This is a genomic window from Williamsia sp. R60 (assembly GCF_054063855.1).
In genome coordinates, this window is record NZ_JBSSGR010000002.1 from 21,963 (window position 1) to 40,924 (window position 18,962).

19 protein-coding genes are annotated in these 18,962 nt (G+C 62.6%); 11 read left to right on the top strand and 8 right to left on the bottom strand.

Annotated features, from left to right (window positions below):
* Positions 1–98 precede the first annotated feature (98 nt).
* The gene (locus ACVWY6_RS06840; protein WP_457536968.1) at positions 99–644 is read right to left on the bottom strand and encodes a TetR/AcrR family transcriptional regulator; all 546 of its coding nucleotides are present in this window, start codon (positions 642–644) and stop codon (positions 99–101) included.
* Between the two features lie 474 nt (positions 645–1,118).
* Here ACVWY6_RS06840 and ACVWY6_RS06845 point away from each other — a divergent pair, with 474 nt between their 5' ends.
* The 3 genes from ACVWY6_RS06845 (at position 1,119) to ACVWY6_RS06855 (ending at position 4,519) form a co-directional block, all read left to right on the top strand.
* Complete coding sequence (locus ACVWY6_RS06845) at positions 1,119–1,502, top strand: LuxR C-terminal-related transcriptional regulator (RefSeq protein ID WP_457536970.1); 384 nt, start codon at positions 1,119–1,121, stop codon at positions 1,500–1,502.
* Between the two features lie 156 nt (positions 1,503–1,658).
* The gene (locus ACVWY6_RS06850) at positions 1,659–3,143 is read left to right on the top strand and encodes an APC family permease (RefSeq protein ID WP_457536972.1); all 1,485 of its coding nucleotides are present in this window, start codon (positions 1,659–1,661) and stop codon (positions 3,141–3,143) included.
* Positions 3,140–4,519 (top strand): FAD-binding oxidoreductase, encoded by a 1,380-nt coding sequence (locus tag ACVWY6_RS06855; protein WP_457536974.1) that lies wholly within the window; start codon positions 3,140–3,142, stop codon positions 4,517–4,519. Before ACVWY6_RS06850 ends, ACVWY6_RS06855 begins: the two co-directional genes overlap by 4 nt.
* A 1-nt stretch (position 4,520) precedes the next feature.
* Here the strand turns inward: ACVWY6_RS06855 and ACVWY6_RS06860 are convergent, their stop codons facing one another.
* Positions 4,521–5,663, bottom strand: a complete 1,143-nt coding sequence (locus ACVWY6_RS06860) for an acyl-CoA dehydrogenase family protein (RefSeq protein ID WP_457536976.1) — start codon at positions 5,661–5,663, stop codon at positions 4,521–4,523.
* 229 nt (positions 5,664–5,892) lie between these two features.
* Here ACVWY6_RS06860 and ACVWY6_RS06865 point away from each other — a divergent pair, with 229 nt between their 5' ends.
* Genes ACVWY6_RS06865 through ACVWY6_RS06875 form a run of 3 tightly spaced genes read left to right on the top strand, consistent with a single transcriptional unit; the run spans position 5,893 to position 9,565 of the window.
* Positions 5,893–7,683: a hydroxysqualene dehydroxylase gene (locus tag ACVWY6_RS06865; protein WP_457536978.1), complete on the top strand. Its 1,791-nt coding sequence runs from the start codon at positions 5,893–5,895 to the stop codon at positions 7,681–7,683.
* Between the two features lie 48 nt (positions 7,684–7,731).
* Positions 7,732–8,397: a TetR/AcrR family transcriptional regulator gene (locus tag ACVWY6_RS06870; protein WP_457536980.1), complete on the top strand. Its 666-nt coding sequence runs from the start codon at positions 7,732–7,734 to the stop codon at positions 8,395–8,397.
* Positions 8,348–9,565, top strand: coding sequence for an oxygenase MpaB family protein (locus tag ACVWY6_RS06875; protein WP_457536982.1), 1,218 nt, complete (start codon positions 8,348–8,350; stop codon positions 9,563–9,565). Before ACVWY6_RS06870 ends, ACVWY6_RS06875 begins: the two co-directional genes overlap by 50 nt.
* 33 nt (positions 9,566–9,598) lie before the next feature.
* On the opposite strand, the gene ACVWY6_RS06880 is transcribed toward ACVWY6_RS06875, so the two are convergent.
* Positions 9,599–10,009 (bottom strand): RidA family protein, encoded by a 411-nt coding sequence (locus ACVWY6_RS06880; RefSeq protein ID WP_457536984.1) that lies wholly within the window; start codon positions 10,007–10,009, stop codon positions 9,599–9,601.
* An 80-nt stretch (positions 10,010–10,089) separates the two neighbouring features.
* Here ACVWY6_RS06880 and ACVWY6_RS06885 point away from each other — a divergent pair, with 80 nt between their 5' ends.
* On the top strand, positions 10,090–10,461 hold the full coding sequence (locus ACVWY6_RS06885) for a winged helix-turn-helix transcriptional regulator (RefSeq protein WP_457536986.1): 372 nt from the start codon (positions 10,090–10,092) through the stop codon (positions 10,459–10,461).
* A gap of 35 nt (positions 10,462–10,496) precedes the next feature.
* Here ACVWY6_RS06885 and ACVWY6_RS06890 read toward each other — a convergent pair whose 3' ends face one another.
* The gene (locus tag ACVWY6_RS06890; protein WP_457536988.1) at positions 10,497–10,925 is read right to left on the bottom strand and encodes an MmcQ/YjbR family DNA-binding protein; all 429 of its coding nucleotides are present in this window, start codon (positions 10,923–10,925) and stop codon (positions 10,497–10,499) included.
* Positions 10,926–11,329: 404 nt separating this feature from the next.
* Between ACVWY6_RS06890 and ACVWY6_RS06895 the strand changes: the two genes are divergently transcribed.
* Genes ACVWY6_RS06895 through ACVWY6_RS06905 form a run of 3 tightly spaced genes read left to right on the top strand, consistent with a single transcriptional unit; the run spans position 11,330 to position 13,651 of the window.
* Complete coding sequence (locus ACVWY6_RS06895) at positions 11,330–12,547, top strand: L,D-transpeptidase (protein ID WP_457538526.1); 1,218 nt, start codon at positions 11,330–11,332, stop codon at positions 12,545–12,547.
* A gap of 55 nt (positions 12,548–12,602) precedes the next feature.
* Positions 12,603–12,950: an ArsR/SmtB family transcription factor gene (locus tag ACVWY6_RS06900; protein WP_457536990.1), complete on the top strand. Its 348-nt coding sequence runs from the start codon at positions 12,603–12,605 to the stop codon at positions 12,948–12,950.
* Complete coding sequence (locus tag ACVWY6_RS06905) at positions 12,950–13,651, top strand: cation diffusion facilitator family transporter (protein ID WP_457536992.1); 702 nt, start codon at positions 12,950–12,952, stop codon at positions 13,649–13,651. The genes ACVWY6_RS06900 and ACVWY6_RS06905 overlap by 1 nt, the downstream gene beginning before the upstream one ends.
* A gap of 40 nt (positions 13,652–13,691) precedes the next feature.
* On the opposite strand, the gene ACVWY6_RS06910 is transcribed toward ACVWY6_RS06905, so the two are convergent.
* The 3 genes from ACVWY6_RS06910 to ACVWY6_RS06920 are packed head-to-tail and all read right to left on the bottom strand — an operon-like array spanning position 13,692 to position 16,868.
* On the bottom strand, positions 13,692–15,014 hold the full coding sequence (locus tag ACVWY6_RS06910) for a GAF domain-containing protein (protein WP_457536994.1): 1,323 nt from the start codon (positions 15,012–15,014) through the stop codon (positions 13,692–13,694).
* A 34-nt stretch (positions 15,015–15,048) separates the two neighbouring features.
* Positions 15,049–15,816: an acetoin reductase gene (locus ACVWY6_RS06915; protein ID WP_457536996.1), complete on the bottom strand. Its 768-nt coding sequence runs from the start codon at positions 15,814–15,816 to the stop codon at positions 15,049–15,051.
* Entirely contained in the window at positions 15,813–16,868 is a 1,056-nt protein-coding gene (locus ACVWY6_RS06920) for a 2,3-butanediol dehydrogenase (protein ID WP_457536998.1), read from the bottom strand. The genes ACVWY6_RS06915 and ACVWY6_RS06920 overlap by 4 nt, the downstream gene beginning before the upstream one ends.
* A 202-nt stretch (positions 16,869–17,070) precedes the next feature.
* Here ACVWY6_RS06920 and ACVWY6_RS06925 point away from each other — a divergent pair, with 202 nt between their 5' ends.
* Positions 17,071–18,297, top strand: coding sequence for a hypothetical protein (locus ACVWY6_RS06925; RefSeq protein ID WP_457537000.1), 1,227 nt, complete (start codon positions 17,071–17,073; stop codon positions 18,295–18,297).
* On the opposite strand, the gene ACVWY6_RS06930 is transcribed toward ACVWY6_RS06925, so the two are convergent.
* A complete protein-coding gene (locus ACVWY6_RS06930; protein WP_457537002.1) occupies positions 18,237–18,911 on the bottom strand; it encodes a TetR/AcrR family transcriptional regulator in 675 nt (224 codons plus the stop codon). The genes ACVWY6_RS06925 and ACVWY6_RS06930 overlap by 61 nt on opposite strands.
* Positions 18,912–18,962: the final 51 nt, after the last annotated feature.

The following is an 18,962-nucleotide window of genomic DNA, read 5'->3' on the forward strand; positions in this document are numbered from 1 at the left end:
GCGGGCCGCCGGCCCATTTGCACCAGGATCGTCCCCGTCGGGGTGGTGGGTGGCTATGTGCCCTCCGCGACTGTGCCGGGGGATGAAGTTGGTGGGGTCTATGCGTCTGTGGTGGCGAGAATCCAGAGAGTGGTCTCGGCATGGGCCGGCAGCGTCATGGGTGTTCCGGTGGCGGCACTCTGCAGGGTGAGACCGTCGAGGTAGCAGACGATTCGAGGTGCTCGGGCGGACGCCGCCGCGGGATCGACCCCTGCAGCGGTGAGCGCGTGCTCGATGAGATTGCAATATGCGGCGATGCAGTCGGCTGCGGCAGATGCCAGGTGGGGATGCCGTGAGGCGGCGACGTAGAGCTCGAGCTGCGCGAGCGAGGCACCGGTGTCGGCGAAGAGATTGGTCAGTTCACCGAGCATCGACTCGAGAAGTTGCTCCGGAGTGGATTGCTCGCTGTCCCACTGCGCGATGAGGGTCTCACATCGTTCGACCACAGAACTCGAGAACTGATGCAAGGTGGCCCGGAGCAGCTGGTCGCGATCGGTGAAGTGGTAGGTGGTGGAGCCGACGGACATGTGGACCCGCTCGGCGACATCGCGCAAGGTGAAGCCGTTGAGGCCTCGCTCGCCGATCAACTGCAGTGTTGCAGTCATCAGTGCTTGTTTGCCGGCTCCGCGTCGTCGCGGCGAATCGGTAGCGCCTGAGTTCACCTATCCCACTCTCTCTGTCTCCACCGCCAGGTACCGATCGTCAGTGTGCCAATGCGATGAGAACGATGACGCATCCCACGACGACGGGTAGTACCAACAGCATTGCTCGATGTTCGCAGGAGAGTGTTGTGCGTTGGGTCGACGGTGTGTCGTCGACACTGTGAATGGTTCGTGCAGATTCGCGTGCGCGAAACGAAGAAACGGTGTTCACGCTTTGTCCTGTCCGCGGCCATGGTTCGGTTCGGTCGGATGCCAACCTATCCTATACTGCACAGCTGTGCAGTATCTGCCGTCCAGGCAGCGCTTCGGCACCCGGAAGGGCCGTCTGGTTTGTTGGGATCGGTAGCGGGGTGGCCCGGGTGTACTCGTCCGTATTGGTCGTCGAAGATCGGCGCCACGTACGGAAGGGAGTGTTAGATGACGTTACCGCGCAACCACTTTGGTAACCCCGGTCGGCCCAGAGCGGGGCATCGGCCGACCCGCGAAGAGGCGCTGGCGCGCCTTCGGCAGCGTCAGATGCCGCTGCCGGACCGGGCCGTGGCCGCGCGGGCCATGCCCGTTGCTCCCACCTATCCCTCGCCTGGTCTGTCCGATCGAGAAGTTCAAGTGCTGCGAGCGTGGCTGGCGCTCGACTCCAAATCATCTGTTGCGCTGAGGTTGTGCATCTCGCTCGGTACGGTCAACACACACCTCACCCGCATTCGAGTCAAGTACAGGGATGTCGGTCGAAGTGCACCCACCAAAGCGGCTCTGGTGGCACGCGCCATCCAGGATGGAATCGTCTTGATCGACGATCTCTGAGTCGTGGGTCGACCGGGCCAGAAACACCTCGTTCGAGACAGAGATACCCATTACTGCAAGTTTCAGTGTGAGGCTGCTTAATCCGGGTTAGCGTTGTACCGACGTTCCGACCAGCAGGCACGGGATGCCCTCCGTACAACGATCGAGGTATTTCGCGTGCCCACACCCCTGACAGATGAATCATCGGCCGACAGCCCCTTACCCCCACAGGATTCCGGTCCCGAGTTGCAGCGGACTCTCGGCGGATTCCAGGTGTTCGCGATCTCCTTCGCGTTCATCTCCGTGGCGGTGGGAGTCTTCGCAACGTACGGAGAAGTGCTGGTCACCGCTGGCCCGGTTGGTATCTGGCTGTGGCTTTTCGCGGCTGTCGGCCAGACATTGGTTGCCCTCGTGGTCGCTCAATTTGCGGCCAGGATCGCGTTGAGCGGCTCGTCCTACCAGTGGGCATCGAGGCTGGCGAACCCGAAGGTCGGTTGGCTGTTCGGCTGGTTGACCTTCTGGTACCTGGCGACGGCAGTCGTCGCAATGGACAGTGCACTGGCCAGTCAGGCGTTCATGCCGCTGGTGGGGATGGATCCGAACGAGGACACGGCCCGCATCATCACGGTGATCATCATGATCATTCAGGCTGTCTTGGTGATCGCGTCGACCCGCTTGCTGGGCTTGATCACCTCGGGTGCTGTCGGCGTCGAGCTCGCGATCGTCGCGATACTCGTTGTCGCGCTGGCAGCGGTGGTGGTGTTCACCGGTAGCGGTGAGGTCAGCAACCTGACGTCGCGGGGAATCACCGAAGGCGACAGCAACTACTTTGCCATCGGCGGCGGACTGATGGCCGGAATGCTGATGGGACTGACCACGCTGGTGGGATTCGATTCGGCCGCGAATCTCGCCGAGGAGGCCAAGGATCCGTTCCGGAGTGTGCCGCGCGCGATCGTTGCCTCCGTGCTCGCCGCCGGGGTGGCAGGGTTCCTGTTCTTGCTCGCGCTGACCGTAGCGATCGACGATGTGGACGCGATCAGTAAGAGTGGGTCGCCGGTCGCAGCGATCATCCGAGACCAACTCGGTCCGGTGATGGAACGGATCTTGCTGGCTGCCATCGTCTTTGCGATCTTCGGCGCCGGAATGGTGGTGATGGCGGCGTGCTCACGTCAGGTGTTCGCGATGGCCCGTGATGAACGGTTCCCGGCACATGGGCTGATGCGTAAGGTCAATCCCCGCACCCAGACCCCGGTACCGGCCACGCTCCTCATCCTGGTCGTCGGTGTCGTCTTGTTGGTCGTGCTGCCCGGAGATGCGCTGATCAAGCTGATCACCGCCTCGACACTTCTGCCTGCGCTCATCTACGGCGCCATCGTTGTGCTCTATCTGGTGGTGCGCAAGCGGCTGGATAGAAAAGAGGACGGGTTCAGCCTCGGCCGCTTCGAACTACCTATTGCCGTGGCAGCCTTGATCTGGGTTGCCTTCGCGCTGTTCGTGTTGGTCACTCCAGGTGACTCCACCTCGTCGAACGTGATCGTCGCCGGCCTGATCCTGTTGGGTGGCGTGTACTTCGCCAAGATGATGATCTTCAACCGTGAGGTGCTCGAGACCGAACCTGCCGGTGGCGACGCTGTCGACGCGGTTGTCGAGGTGACCGAGTGAGCAAACGGGTGTCCGGGCCGGTGGAACTGACCGGCCGAATCGTGCGCCCCGGGGACCCGCAGTATCAAGAGGCGAGTTCCGGATGGAACCTGCTGTTCACCCAAACGCCCCAGGTTGTCGTGTATCCGCAGGTGACCGACGACGTCGTCAATGCGCTCACATGGGCACGGCAGAACGCTGTTTCGCTTCGGGTACGTAGCGGGGGACATTGCCTCGAGGGTTGGTCGAGCGTCGACGACGGCATCGTGATCGATGTCAGCGAGATGAAATCGGTGTCGCTGAACGCGGAATCACAGACGGCGACGGTGGGCGCCGGGCTCAACCAACTCGAAGCCGTCACTTCATTGGGGCGTGCGGGTTTTGCGGCACCGACGGGAACCGAGGGCACGGTCGGACTGGTCGGCGCCACGCTCGGAGGCGGTTTCGGTCTGTTGACCCGCTACCTCGGCATGGCATCGGACAACTTGTTGGCAGCCGAGATAGTCGTCGCTGACAATGACCGAGGTGCAGAGGTCCTCACGGTCGACGAGACGAGTAACCCGGATCTGCTCTGGGCGCTACGTGGTGCAGGCAACGGCAACTTCGGGATCGTGACGTCGTTGACCTACCGCGTCCATCCGCTGACGCAGACGATCTACGTCACCGCCACATGGTCTGGTCTCGACCACCTGCACGCTGTGTTCGATGCGTGGCAGCGCTCGGCGCCGACGACGGACAACCGGCTCACCAGTCAGATCGAGATCAACAGCGAACAGATCCAACTCTTGGGTGTTCTGGCATCGGGGACACCACACGAGGCGTTGGAACTGCTCGGTCCGATCCTGTCCGTCGGTGCGCCAGAGGTGACAACGTCGGACGCGAGTTGGGTCGACACCTACACGGCATTCCAGATTCCGACCGAGGACGAGCCGGCCAAATGGAAGTTCCAGTCCCAGTTCATCTCAGAACCGTTCCCGCCGGAAGCGATCGACCTGGTCTGTCGGTACATCGCGACTGCTCCGACTGCAGAGTGCAACTACTTCACCAACGCCTTCGGGGGCGCGGTGACCCAGACCGAGCCGTCCGGTGGGTCGGTATTCGCGCACCGCAACGCGATCTTCTACGCCGAGCCCGGTGCCGGATGGGGAACAAGGGGAGCGGAGGCCGCGTCGGCGGATCCCCTGTCGACAGTGTGCTTGTCGTGGGTGGACGACTTCACGAAAGCGTTGGCACCCTACGTTTCCGGGGCGTACAGCAACGTCCCGAACGCCGACATGGCCGACTGGCAAACCGCCTACTGGGGATCCGGCGTCGAACGATTGAAGGCGATCAAAGCGCAGTACGACCCGACCGGCGTGTTCAGCTTCGAACAAGGACTTTCACAAGCCGAGAGCTGAATCATAGTGAGCGCGCGATGATCTCCTTCATGATCTCGTTGGTTCCGGCGTAGATCTTCTGAACCCGCCCATCTGCCCACATGCGGCCGATGGGGTACTCGCTCATGTACCCGTATCCACCGAAGAGTTGCATGCAGTCGTCGAGCACTGTCATCGCGCGGTCCGAGGTCCACCACTTGGCCATGGCCACCGTGGGGATGTCGAGGTTGCCGGCGAGGTGTTTGCAGATGCAGTCGTCGACGAAGACGCGGGCAATCGTTGTCTCCGTCGCGGCTTCGGCGAGTTTGAACTTGGTGTTCTGGAACCCGAAAATTGGGCGGCCGAACGCCGTCCGCTCTTTGGTGTAGGCCAGCGTCTGGGCGACGGCAGACTCCATCCCGGCGACCGACGCCACTGCGATGATCAACCGCTCCTGAGGTAGCTGCTGCATCAGTTGGACAAAGCCCAATCCTTCATCGGTCCCCAGGAGGTTCGCGGTCGGTACCCGGACGCTGTCGAAGAACAATTCCGACGTGTCCTGTCCGCGCTGCCCGATCTTGTCCAGAATCCGGCCGCGGCGGAAACCCTGCCGGTCACCCTCGACGAGAATCAAGGAGATGCCGTCTGCGCCTTTGCTGGTGTCGGTCTTGGCCACCACGATGATGAGGTCGGCCTGCGATCCGTTTGTGATGAACGTCTTGGACCCGTCGATCACGTATTCGTCTGCGTCGCGGATCGCTTTGGTCGAGATGTTCTGCAGATCGGAGCCCGTGCCGGGTTCTGTCATCGCGATGGCGCCGACAACCTCGCCCGTTGCCATCTTCGGCAACCACCGTTGCTTCTGCTCCTCTGATCCGTACTCGAGCAGGTAATGGGCGACGATCCCGTTGTGCAAGCTCACGCCCCACGACGAATCACCTGCTCGCGCTTGCTCTTCGATCAATACCGCCTCGTGCGCGAACGTCCCGCCGCCGCCGCCGTACTCCTCTGGAATCGACATGCACAGCAGGCCCAATTCGCCGGCCTGGTTCCACAGATCGCGATCCACATGGTGTTGCGACGTGTACTTCTCGGTGTTCGGGATGACGTGCTTGTCGAGGAACGACTTGATCAGTCCACGCAAAGCTTCGAGATCAGGAGTCACCCAGGGTGAGGTGTGGGTCATCGGTACCTTTCATCGGCCAGACCATGTCAGTAGCAATTGTAACAATCATGAATGGCACTGTCGTGCGGTGAGGTGGCGGTCGCGCCGGTGGGCTGATTTTCGGTGTTCGGGCAATTCCCAGTACTGAACGATGCAACAGTGTATCTATAGTTGTGGCATTGACTTCCCATGGATGTGTTGGATCTAGATGCATGGTCCGCGCGTCCCTGGCCTACGAAGGCGTAATGACATGGACAATTCGGGGGTTTCTCGCCGCGCGGTGTTGCGCGGGATGGCGATGGGGTCCGCGGCCGTGGCGGGCACGGCTGCGGCTGGACATCTGGGCCTGGGGCAGGCGTGGGCCACTCCGCCCACCGATCGCCGGGTGGCCGTTCTCGGTGGAGGTATCGCGGGGTTGACCGCGGCCCATGAACTGGCCGAACGCGGCTACGAGGTCACCGTGTACGAACGGCGCGCGCTCGGCGGCAAAGCTCGCAGCATGGATGCCACCACGATGCCGTTCGGTGGTGGGCGAAAACCCCTGCCCGGTGAGCACGGGTTTCGCTTCTTTCCTGGCTTCTATCAGGCTGTTCCGGACACGATGCGGCGAATACCGTTCCGTGGCAATCCAAACGGGGTTCGCGACAATCTGGTGCCGGCCCTGACCGCCACGGGGGCGTACAACGGCCCTGAGATCACTGCGCCGTTCGCTTTGGACTTCAACGCGATCGGTCTGGCTGCTCACCCGGAACGGTTGGTCAAGTCGCTGCTCGGCGGGTTGATCTACGCGCCGCGGCTGCCCTATCTGGACCTGCTGGGTCTGGCACAGAGGTTGCTGGTGTACTTCACCAGCTGCGACGAGCGGCGGTTCGGTCAATATGAGTACCAGACATTTGCCCATTTCGCCCGCGCCGAGAACGCCCATCCGAACTATCTGTGGGTGATCTCCACTGTCACCAGGACTCTGGTTGCGGCGAAGGAGAACATTGCCAGCGCCCGAACCATCTGCAACATGGCCGAAGCATTCCTCCTGAACATCATCAACCGCGGGTCGCAGGGCTATCCGGACATGGTCTTGAATGCGCCCACGAACGAGGCGTGGATCGACCCATGGGTGGCGCACCTGCGCGGAATGGGCGTTCGGTTCGAAATGGGCAGCACACTGCAGTCGCTGACCACCGCGGACGGACGAATCGCATCGGCTCGGATGACCGACGCAAGCGGCCGCCCGACAGAGGTGCCCGCAGATTGGTTCGTGTTGGCAGTGCCGCCCGAGAAGGTGGTTCCTCTCTTGGCGCCGGACGTGCTGAATCTTGATCCCTCGCTCGAGCGGATCTCGAAGTTGTTCTCCGACTGGATGACCGGCATCCAGTTCTACCTCGACATCAATGAGTCCATCGCTCCGGGGCACATAGGGTTCATCGAATCGCCGTGGCGGCTGACCGGCATCCAGCAGGGCCAGTTCTGGCATGGCCGCAACATCGCCCGCGACTACGGGGATGGCACGGTCCGCGACATTTTGTCGGTGGACATCTCCGAGTGGAACACGCCAGGATCGTTGACCGGCAAGACCGCCAAACAGTGCAGCCCAGAAGAGATAGCCCGGGAGACCTGGCACCAGGTCGTGACCACGCAGTCGGGTCGATTGTTGTTGCCAGACAAATTGACCGACGCAAACTTGAAGGGCTGGTTCCTCGATCCGGGTATCGGTTGGAATCCACAGACCCGTGCACTGACGAACGAGGACCCGTTGCTGATCAACACGGCCGGCTCCTGGGACAACCGGCCCAATGCGGGCACCGGGATACCGAACCTGTTCCTGGCCGGCGACTATTGCCGCAGCCAGATCGATCTCGCGACAATGGAAAGCGCGAACGAGGGCGGCCGCAATGCTGCGAACGCTGTGCTCGATGCGTCGGGATCAAACGCCTCCCGGGCACGGCTGTGGCAGCACACCACGATCGCCGAGTTCGACGGCGCGCGTCAACTGGATCGCGACCGATGGCGCGCGGGGTTGCCGAACGTATTGGACATCCCGTGACGTCTCCGGGTAGTCGACGCAATGCAACACGGTTTGTAGAGTCGTTACATGACGGTAGAGCCCGACGAAGTCGACGAGAAAATCATGGACGCCACGCTCGACCGGATCCTCCAGGTAGGGATTCGTCGGGCGAGTCTGGAAGACATTGCCCGCCGAATCGGGATGAACAGGGCCACGATTCACCGCCGGTTCGTGGGCAAAGACAATCTGATCGAGGCGGTGCTCGAGCGCGAGACACGCCGAATGTTGGCCGAGGTCACGGCAATCGCGACGACTGCGCCAGGGGTCGACGCCCAGATCGAAGAGACGGTGCTTCACGTGCTGCTGCAGACCCGCATCCACACGTTGGTGACACAGCTCCTTCGTGTCGCGCCCGAAGAAGCCCTCACCTTTTACACCGTGCAGGGCGAGCGGCTCGTCGGTATCGGCATCGACTACATCGTCGGGCTCCTCGACCACGCCCAACAGGCTGGGGTCATTGCCCGCTACGACCCGAGGCCGATCGCCGAACTGGTTGCCCGACTATCGCATTCACTGATGCTCACTCCTGGAAGCGGGGGGAGCGTCGACTTCACCGACCACGAGCAAGCCCGTCGGTTCGTTCGCACAACTCTCGTGCCCCTCATCAAGTACGGCATCACCGCATCACCGGAGGACAATCCCGATGACACCATCAGCAGCAGTACCCACCCGGCATCCCCGCAAGCCCCGTAAAGGCCCGGGACTCGGCCCGTTCGCCCGCTTGCTGAGGATAGGGAGCCCCACTCCCCAAAGGTGGGCTGCGTTGGGCGAATCGTTGCTGATCGGTGATGACCCGATGGACCGTCTCGTCGACTGGATGTACGCCGAGGGCATGGCGGACACGCGGCCACTCTTCGACCAGGCCCTGCGTACCGGGATCGACACCATGCCGGATGCGCCGCCGCCCCTTCGCCTCTTTTTCGAGATGGTCGAAGACACCCCTGACTGGGTTGACGACGGTCTCCTGCGGCACGGAGAGCGGGTTTATCGCTCAGGTGGTACTGATTCGCTGTACTTCTCGCGAGACGTGTCGTTTCTAGGGGGCTACCTCGCGTCCGGATTCAACAAGACGCTCATTCGTACCGGTGCGCTCGAAACCGGACCTGCCCGACGGTTCGCCGAGACACTCCAATGGGCCATGGACATCTCGAGCGACCACGGCATGGCCAAGTTCGGGCAGGGCTATCAATCCACTCTGCACGTGCGCCTCATCCACTCCATCGTGCGCAGGCACGTGGGTGCGATGCCCGATTGGTGCACCGACGAGTGGGGTATCCCCATCAACCAAACCGACATGGCAGCAACCCTTTTGGGTGCATTGCTGGCCCCCATCGTAGGTGGTATGGCCTTCGGTCTCATTCCCTCGCGCAGCGATATGGAAGCTGCCGCCCACCTGACCCGGTACGTCGGCTGGCTGATCGGGGTAGAGGAGCAGTGGCTGCCACGCACCTTCCACGATGGGGTGGCGCTGTTGCATCACTGCCTTGGCGCGATCACCAATCCCGATGACACCAGCCGACAGATGGCGCTACCGATGATGAACGACCCGCTGTCCTGGAACTACCCGAACCTGCCGGGCGTGCGCGGCCGCATTGCCCGCGCCCAGCACCTGTCGGTGACCAGCGCGTTTCTGGGACCGGCGGCGATGAAACGCCTTGGGCTGCCTGCCTGGGTTCCTCCGTGGTACCCGGCCTTGAGAATACCGATCAATCTTGCACGCACTGCGTGGTTCAGGCTGATTCCGGGCGGCACCGAGCGCGCCGCGAGGCATGGGAGGCAGGAGCAGGAAGCGTTCTTGCGCCGACTGATCGGTGACACCAATGCCGTTGTCGGGCAGTCTGCTGTCCACGCGAACGGCTAGTACGCACACACCATCGGCGATCGGTCGCGCCCGTCAGTCGAGGATGGCGGTGGCCTCGACTTCGACAAGGACGTCGGGTTCGAAGAGGTAGTCGACGCCGATCAGTGAGGCGGGCGGAATCGGTTGCGGCAATCCGATCTCGGCAGAGACGCGCTCGACTCCAGACATGAACTCGGTGATCTTTTCTGGCGTCCAGTGCGTGACATAGAACGTCAGTCGCAGCACGTCCGAGAAGGTGGCACCGGCACCAGCCAATCCTGTCGCTGTGTTGCGCAGAGCCTGCTCGACCTGTCCGGCCAGGTCGTCGGGAGCCACCGGCGTTCCGTCGCCGAGACGCGCGATCTGGCCACTGACGTGCACGTGCCGTGACCCGGTACCCACTGCGACGTGGTGGTAAGGCGTCGGCTGGGTCATGCCTGCGGGGGTGGAGTAATCGACGGGCATGTTTCTCTCCTGGTGCTTGTCGGGGTAGGTATAGATTTGATACCTGGTACATCAAGGACACTTCAAGGAGACCAGGTTTCATGACGGATACCTCGGCGGCCGAACTCACGGTCAGCGCACCACACCGCGAACTGCTGGACCAGGTGCTCGACAAGTGGTCGTTGGCGGTCCTCAACGAGCTCTGTGAGCGCCCACGTCGTTTCAACGAATTGCGGCGATTGATTCCGGTTGTCACCCAGAAGTCCCTCACCGCAACGCTTCGCAAGCTCGAGAGGAACGGGATCGTGGAACGGGTGCTGCTCAGCTCGCGACCGGTCGCGGTCGAGTACCGGATCACCCCGCTGGGAAAGACGCTCCGCCCGCCCATCGATGTCATCCTCCAGTGGGCCACCGCGCACATGCCCGACATCGAGAGGGCCCGCGCCGAGTTCGATGCGGCTGATGATGACTGAAAATGATTGTCGGCCCGGCATACGTTGCGCGACAATTACTGCCCGTCGCCCCTGAGTCTCTGCGGTGCGCGCAGTAGATAGCTCTCGGTCAGCAGTTCGGCGACTTCTTCCCAATCCGTCTCATGCCCGAGCATCAGCCCGATTTCGTCACGGCGCCATGACGTGGCAAAGAAGGGGGCGCCGGTGTGACGTAAGGCCTCGAGTTCGTCGCCGCCCGATCGGAACATGAGGACCGACGTGGGTCCGTCCGTGTCCGCAGCAGTGGCGTAAGCCGGAGGATGGCCGTCGACGATGTCGAGGACGTGAGCGAATGTCTTGGTGCCGACGCACCATCGGAGGCCCACCCAAGCCTGCTCTTCGTGAACCTCGGGGTGGACCAGGCAAAGCTCACGGACCCGCCCTGCGATGTCGTCGAACGATGGCGTTCGAGTCGGCGAATCGTCCGAGGTCTCGGAGCTGTTCACGACCGCTACCGTAGCTCTGCATCTACGCGCTCGACCTCCCTTCGAGTGCTCGGGCGAACCGACAGTCTTGTTCACCGTTGTACGTCGGCATCAACCGTGGTGCGGAAGTGGTCTCACCCGATCGTGTACGCCCTCACCGCAGGAGTCATCACAGACGCCCTCGCAGCTCGGCGTGGGCCAGGCCCCGGCCAGCAGCATGCGGCTGTGCTCCCCGGTCGCCACCCAGATGTCGGCCCGATCTCGCGCGAGCGGGCCAAACGGCGACTCCGCGGCTGATTGCCGGCCCCGGGCCCGATCGGACGGATGACGGTTTTCTTAAAGAATCCGTAAACTGTCAGCAGTCTGTAGGTAGTCGTCGTGGAGGAGTGTGTCGAGTGGTCGAAAGCCATCGGGATCAAGGTGGTCTGATCAGTCGGCGCGGGCTGCTCATCGCCGGGGGAGGTGCGCTGGCGGCTGTGGTGGCCGCGTGCTCGACGGACGGCGGATCTTCCGCACAGAAAAAGTCCGCACCGGCGCCTCCTCCAGAGGCGGTGGTGACCTTCGAACCGGCCGCGGGTGCGGCGAACTTCGACCCGCTGGGTCCGGTGTTGGTCTCGGTGACCCAAGGAACTCTGGTCGATGTGGTGATGACGAACAACGAGGGCCGCGTCGTCCCTGGAGTGATGACACCCGATCGGGCCGCGTGGAAACCCGAGACGCCGCTGGGGTACACCAAAACGTATGCACTGCAGGTGACTACGCGTGACGACGAGGGCCGCACCCGTACTCATTCGAGCTCGTTCAGCACCCTGGCGCCGAACAATCTGACCATGCCGTCCTTTGTCACCACCGGTGGTAATGCGCTGGTCGACGGCGCCACGTTCGGAATCGGCATCGTGACGGTGGTGCATTTCGACGAACCGGTGCCCGACCGGACAGCCGCTCAACGGTGCCTGTCGATCCAGACCGAGCCCGCCGTGGAAGGCCAGTGGAGCTGGCTCGATGATCAGAACGTGCATTGGCGCCCTCGTGAGTATTACGCGCCGGGTACGCGGGTCACAGCACGCGCTGACGTGTACGGCATCGACCTCGGAAACGGGCTCTACGGCCAGGACAACGCCGTCTGCTCATTCACGATCGGCGACTCCCACGTGTCCATCGCCGACGACACCACCAAGCAAGTCAGCGTGTACGTCAACGGGCAACTCGCACGCACGATGCCCACCTCGATGGGCCGCGGCGGCACCGAAACCGTCAACGGCAAAACCATCCATTTCTGGACCCAATCAGGCGTCTATACCGTCCTCAGCAAGGCCAACCCGGTGATCATGGACTCCTCGACCTATGGCCTTCCGGTCAACTCCCGGCTCGGCTACCGCGAGACCATCTACTACGCCACCCGCATCAGCAATGACGGGATCTACCTGCACCAACTCGAGGACACCATCGCCCAACAAGGCAACACGAACATGTCCTCGGGCTGCCTGAACCTGAACCCGGACAACGCCCGGTGGTTCTACGACCTGTCGGTCACGGGAGATGTTGTCGAGGTGCGCAACACCGGCGGCCCGCCGTTGGAGCAATGGCAGAACGGTGACTGGAGCATTCCCTGGGAGCAGTGGGTGGCCGGCAGCGCGCTGTAGGGCATACGGATCGGCGAGGGCGGATCGATCAAGGCTTCGCTGAATTCAGAATTCTATGTACTATCAGTGGGTGATCATCGCTGCGATGCATCGAGATGCGCTGTCCCGATTCGGCTATGCACTCTCGGACGTGACCCGTACCGAGGTGTTGATGATCTTGCGGGATGGTCCGGCCTACCCATCAGACCTTGCCGACCGAATCGGCGTCTCTCGCCAAACCTTGTCCAACCATCTGGCGTGCCTGCGGGGGTGCGGACTGGTGGTTGCTGTGCCGGAAGGTCGGCGAAGCCGCTATGAGTTGGCCGACGCCAGAATCGGTGTGGCGCTGAATGATCTGCTCGGTGTGGTGCTGGCGGTGGACCCCGACTGCTGCGGCGCTGCTCCAACACAGAACTGCTGCTGATGGCTCAGGACCTGGGTGTGCCGGGGCGGGCCGCTGCTGAAGGTGTAGTCGTGACGCGTAAGCAGTTGCTGGCCAGAAGAATTCAGTGGTTCGTGGCGATCACCATCGCCTACAACGTGGTCGAGGCGATCGTTGCGATCAGCGAGGGCGCACGAGTGTCGTCGGTCGCCCTGATCGGTTTCGGTCTCGACTCGATCATCGAAGTGTCGTCCGCGGCGGCGGTGGCCTGGCAGTTCGCCGGCAAGAAACCAGAGGACCGCGAGAAGACTGCCCTACGCATCATCGCCTTCTCGTTTTTTGCTCTCGCGTTGTACGTGACCATTGACGCACTGCGCGCTTTGGCGGGCGGGGGAGAAGCCCGCCACTCGGTCGTCGGTATCGTTCTGACGGCCACCAGTGTGCTCGTCATGCCCATCTTGTCCTGGGCGCAACGTCGGGCGGGACGAGAACTCGGCTCGTTGACCGCTGTTGCCGACTCCAAACAGACGTTGCTGTGCACCTACCTCTCGGCGATAGTGCTACTGGGATTGGTGCTCAACAGCGCCGTCGGCTGGTCCTGGGCAGACCCGATCGCCGCCCTGCTCATTGCCGTCATTGCAGTGCGCGAGGGCGTCAACGCTTGGAAGGGCGACACATGTTGTCCCTCACCGGTAGTCGAGAGGGGTGGCGCATCGGGCCACGACTGTGACTGCTGTACCTGACTAACACGGTGGACGGTGCCCGGTCTTCATCGAGCGCCACTCACGGGTCGAGTATTGGCCCATCTGGGCGCCGTGCCCGCACGATCGCGGGCGCGGTGGAGTATGGCAGGAGGTTCTCGAGGTCGGCGGGAAGTAAAAGTTCGACTCCGGCTCTCTCGTCGAATCGGTAAGGCTGCGCCAGCACGATTCCCGCGAAGTGCTTTCTGAGACGCGACATCTCGGCCCGGGCGGTGATGTCGCGTCCTCCGGTCCCGAACAGATCGACAGCCAGTTGGGCTGCGCTGCGGCCCTCTCGATGCACCGCGAGCAGATAGAGGATCTCGGTGTGGCGGGGTGTGGGCTCGTGCGTCCACTCGCCGACTTCGCTGCGTATGTGGACTCGAGGGTGTTGGGACTGACGCAGATTGATGCTGATGGTCGTGACCATCCCGGTGCCGGAGGCGGATTCGCCGGGTCTTGAACCGCACGGACGGACAAGCCAGCCGCCGGGTAGAGGCTCGAAGTCGCACACCCCGAGTTCGGGCAACCAGCGCCGGCCGATGGCGAGGTCGTCCGGCAACAGGACGCGGTCTCGCAACGCAACCGACTCGACCGCCGCAATCCACCCGTCGGAGTCCACGGCGAGAGCAGGGGACTGCAACCGGGCGAGCATCGGCGCGGCGATCGACCGCAACCGGTCCAGATGCTGCCGATGAACTTCTCGCAACCGTGACTCGGCCAGTCGAGCAACGGTATCGACCAAAGCCAAGGTGGTCGGGTGGACCGTTCTGGCCGGGCCGCTGACGTCCACCGCGCCGACGACATGGCCGGTCCTGGGGTCCTTGATGGGAGCTCCGGCGCATGTCCACGGATGGTGGCTGCGGACATAGTGCTCCGCCGAGAAGATCTGTACCGCCCGACGCGACACCAGCGCGGTTCCGATGGCGTTGGTCCCTACAGCATCTTCTGCCCAACTCGCTCCTTCGGAGAGGCCCAGTGCGTTCGCGCGATCCAATACCGACGCAGAGCCGCTGCGCCACAACACCCGTCCATGGTGGTCGGCGACCACGAGGATGTTCTCCCCGTCCCGCACAACTGATTGCAACCCTTGCGCCAGGTCGCCGAGGATCTCGGACAACCCTGATTCGCGTCGCCTGAACTCCAGTTCCGCAATGTCCATGTGCGCAACGCCCGGACGGGGTTGTTCAGGATCGATTCCGAGGCCGCGCAGACGGCGCCAGGAAGCGCCGACCACTTCGCGCGGACGTGCGGGAGATTTCCCTCCGGCCATGGTCGCGTCATACACAGCAGACAGAATCTGTGCGTAACGGACGGGATCCTCGCCCGCGGACAAGGCCGGTTCAGGGCCTGGTGAACGAGTCATCTCTGTTGTGCTCCAACACCATCGAGGAGGTGGGCTATCGGAAGACCAGTCCACCATCGATCAATGCAGCCTGGCCTGTCATGTAGTCCGAGTCCGGGCCGGACAGATACGACACGAATGCGGCGACATCTTCCGGGGTCTGGGCGCGCCCGAGCGCAATACCATCCACGAACTTGTTGTACGTCGCGCCTTCCGCGGCGCCGGTGAGTTCGGCGAATCGCTTGTCGATGGTCACCCACATGTCGGTCCCGACGACGCCTGGGCAGTAGGCGTTGACGGTTATGCCATGTGCCGCATACTCCTTGGCCACCGCCTGAGTCAGGGCGCGTACCGCGAACTTGGTGGCACTGTAGACGCCGAGCATCGCGAATCCGTCGTGCCCGGCGATGGACGAGGCGTTGATGATCTTGCCTCTGTTGCCGATGGACTTGAACTTCGCTGCTGCAGCCTGTATTCCCCATAAGACGCCATCGACGTTGACTGCCCAGATCTTCTGAACGTCGGCCGGACGAACATCGTCGATCGGCGCTACCTGCGCGATACCGGCGTTGTTGATCATGACGTCGAATCCGCCAAGAGAGTCGTGGGTATGGTCGACGGCTGCGAACACTGCGTCTCGATCACTGACGTCGGCGACGAAAGTGGTTGATTTGCGGCCTATCTCGCGGATCTCGGCGGCGACGGACTCGACCGATTCCATGTTGACATCGACGAGAGCGATGTCATGACCGTCTTTCGCGAGGCGAAGCGCAACACCACGTCCGATTCCCTGCCCGCCTCCGGTGATGAGAGCGACGCTCATGACTGTCCTTTCGAGGGGTCGACCAGTACCTTCATCTTTGTCCCGGCGTGTAACGCCTCGAAGCCGTCATCGATCACCGACTCGAGTGAGATCTTGTCGACCCATCCAGTCGTGTCGTACTTGCCCTGCGACATCAAATCGATGACCGACTCGTAGTCGGCGGAGGTGTAGCACAACGACCCCTGAATCCGGGATTCGTTCATCACAATCCGCTGCAACGGTGTGGTGAGGGGCTTTTCGTAGATGGCTACGCTGATCAGCGGCTTGCGTGCGCCGATACACGCCAGGGCGGATTCGACGGCGGGCTGGACGCCGGCTGCGTCGTAGATCGCGTCGGCACCGCGGCCTCCCGTCGCATCTGCGATGAAGCCCGGCACGTCGACCGCTGTCGGGTCCAGTGTTGTCGCGCCGAGTGCTTCAATGGAGGCCCGACGCGTAGCAGACGGTTCGACGACGTAGATCTCGCTCAGGCCCTTTCCGCGGAGCGCGAACCACAGCCCGATACCGATCGGACCAGCACCAAAAACCATTGCGGTGTCATCAGGTTCGGGATCTCCGAGTGTTGCGGCGTGGAACGCGACCGACATCGGTTCGACGAGCGCACCGAGTTCGAGTGAGACGTTGTCAGGTAGATGATGAATCATGTTCGTTGGAACGACAGTGAACTCGGCCATGCCGCCATCGGACATCAAGCCGTGAAAACCTATCTGCTGGCAGATGTTGTAGTTGCCGGACTGGCAGGGCCCGCACTGCCCACAGCGATACAGGGGCTCGATCGCGACGCGGTCTCCGACCTTGGTTCCGGTCACCCCTTTGCCGATTTCGACGACCGTGCCGGAGAACTCGTGTCCGAGCACGAGCGGCATCTGCTGGCGAGTGAGTGCGTGCGGTTCGGTGGGAATGAAGATCGGCCCTGCGTAGTACTCGTGGAGGTCGGTACCGCAGATCCCGTTGAACCCCACCTTGACCTTCACCTCCCCCTCGCCAGGTGACGGCTCGGGTACGTCGGCGACTTCCACCTTGTTGGGGCCGTAATACACAGCTGCGCGCATCGGGTTACTCCTCACGGGTCACATCGGCTCTGTCCGATGCATCCATGTCTATGTGACCTGGCGCACAACCAACAGGGTTGCAGGACGTTGCAGCGGGCCTGGATCCGAGCCTCACCTTGCAACCGTTCGCAACCCTCCCGCCGACCTGTGATCCAGCGCATATTTGCGACGCCAACCGCACACACCTCGAGGAGACGACACAATGACCGCAACCGCAGGCGTCAAGCCGGACGCCCCACCGACCGCCGAACCCGAGTCGCCACGACGTCGCTGGCTGGCCTTCGGGTTGGCGAATCTGATTGTCGTGGTCGCTGTTTCGCTGGTCACCTGGTATGTGCTGGCTGACCCGACAACAAGTCCGTGGAGCTTCTACCCGCTGCCGTTCAATGCTGCTCTCTTCTGGGCGATCCTGTTCATCGTCTTCGTCGGATTCAATTGCGGTTTCGCTGGATTCGACAGATTCTCGCAACCGCTGCGCGGGGTAGCGATCCTGGGATCGACGTCCGTCTTTGCCGTCGCGGTGACCTGGCTCCTGGGAAGCGGGCTCGGCTCGATCTCTCCCGATTTCGCCGGTAGCCGCGAAGGTGGGCTCGGCTACTTCACCGGCGCGCTGTTCGTACTGTTCGGTTTCGCGACCTGGGTGATGGTTGTACTCAATTGGCAGCACTGGCCGTGGACCGCACTGAAGATGACGCAGCCACTCATCGGCTTGTGCGAGATAGCGTTCATCGCTGTCCCGACGCTTGCGCTTTATGTTGTATTCGGGTTGCCGTCAGTGTCGTTGTCCGCGACCGATCCGTTGATGGCGGTCGACACCGTACTCGGCTGGTTCTACTCGATCGTGGTGGCTGTGATCCTGACCGGGCAGACGCTCGACAACTGGCCGTGGAAGCTGTTCGGGGGCGGTGGTAGGACCGCTGCTGCCGCAACGGTAGGCAACCTCTGCCTCGGCACCGCAATCTATTTCCTGATGATCCCACTTGCCGAGGTTCTGCTCGGTTCGCAGGCATCCGATGAGTTGGGGAGCGTTTTGCATCAGTTCCCGGCTCAGATCGGCGTGTGTTGGGCATTCTGGATGATTTTCTGGGCGAATGGATTCGGCAACAAGTTCGGTCCAGCGGTGCGCGCCATACTCACCTTCGTGCTGGCAGTCGGCACGTTCCTTCTCTACTACTCGGTGCTCGCAGAGCACGTTCTGCACGAGCCCGAAGTCGCGACGGGTGCGAACGGTAACGCCCTGGGATTCATCGACTGGCTCGTACTGTGGACGCTGATCTACGTCGTCGGCTTCGAATCTCTGGGTTTGAGGCTGTGGAGTCCTCGTCCGACTGACGTAGGCGAGGGAACAACCGCAGAGCTCCTGAACGATCAGGCGGGATCTGACGGTGGGATGGCTCGTTCGATGACCGAACGAAGCGCAGAGTCGTAGGACGGGGGCAGGGGCTGGTGGCAGAGTTCATGGGCCTCGGACAGCGGCACCCCGAGCGCTCTCAGAACGTCTGTCGCCATTCGGTCGACAGCGGCTTCACTGTCACGATCAGGGTCGTCCAGCAAAAGACGCCCCAGTGCGAGTAGGGATCCCGCCACGAGCGCCAACGCGAGCTCAACGTCTTCGACGTCGAACCGGCCCTGCTGCGATGCGGCCAGGATGTCTCGGCGCGACCGCGGAGCGAGGCCGAGATCCGAGGTGATCGGCGACATCGCCGAGTTCAGGAGTACTCGGCTCAGGTCTGGCTCGAGGCGGAACAGCCGTCCGGCCAGTCGGAATGATTGAGTGAACATCTCGACCGGGTCGTCGAGCCCCTCGGTCAAGGTGTCGAGGTACGCCCCGGCCGATTCGAGTGCGCTGTCGATTGCGGCGCTGAACAGGTCTTCCTTGCTCTCGAAGTGGTTGTAGAACGAGCCCATTCCGACGTCGGCGGCTTGCGTGATCTCCAGGACGGGCGCATTGACTCTGCCGTCGGCGATGAAACCCTGCGCAGCGGTGACAAGCGCCGCCCGGGTGCGCGCCTTGCGGCGCTCGAGTCGATTACCCTGCGTCACTCGGGCTCCTGCGCTTTCGACGGTCAATCGTGGCCATCGGAAGTATACCGA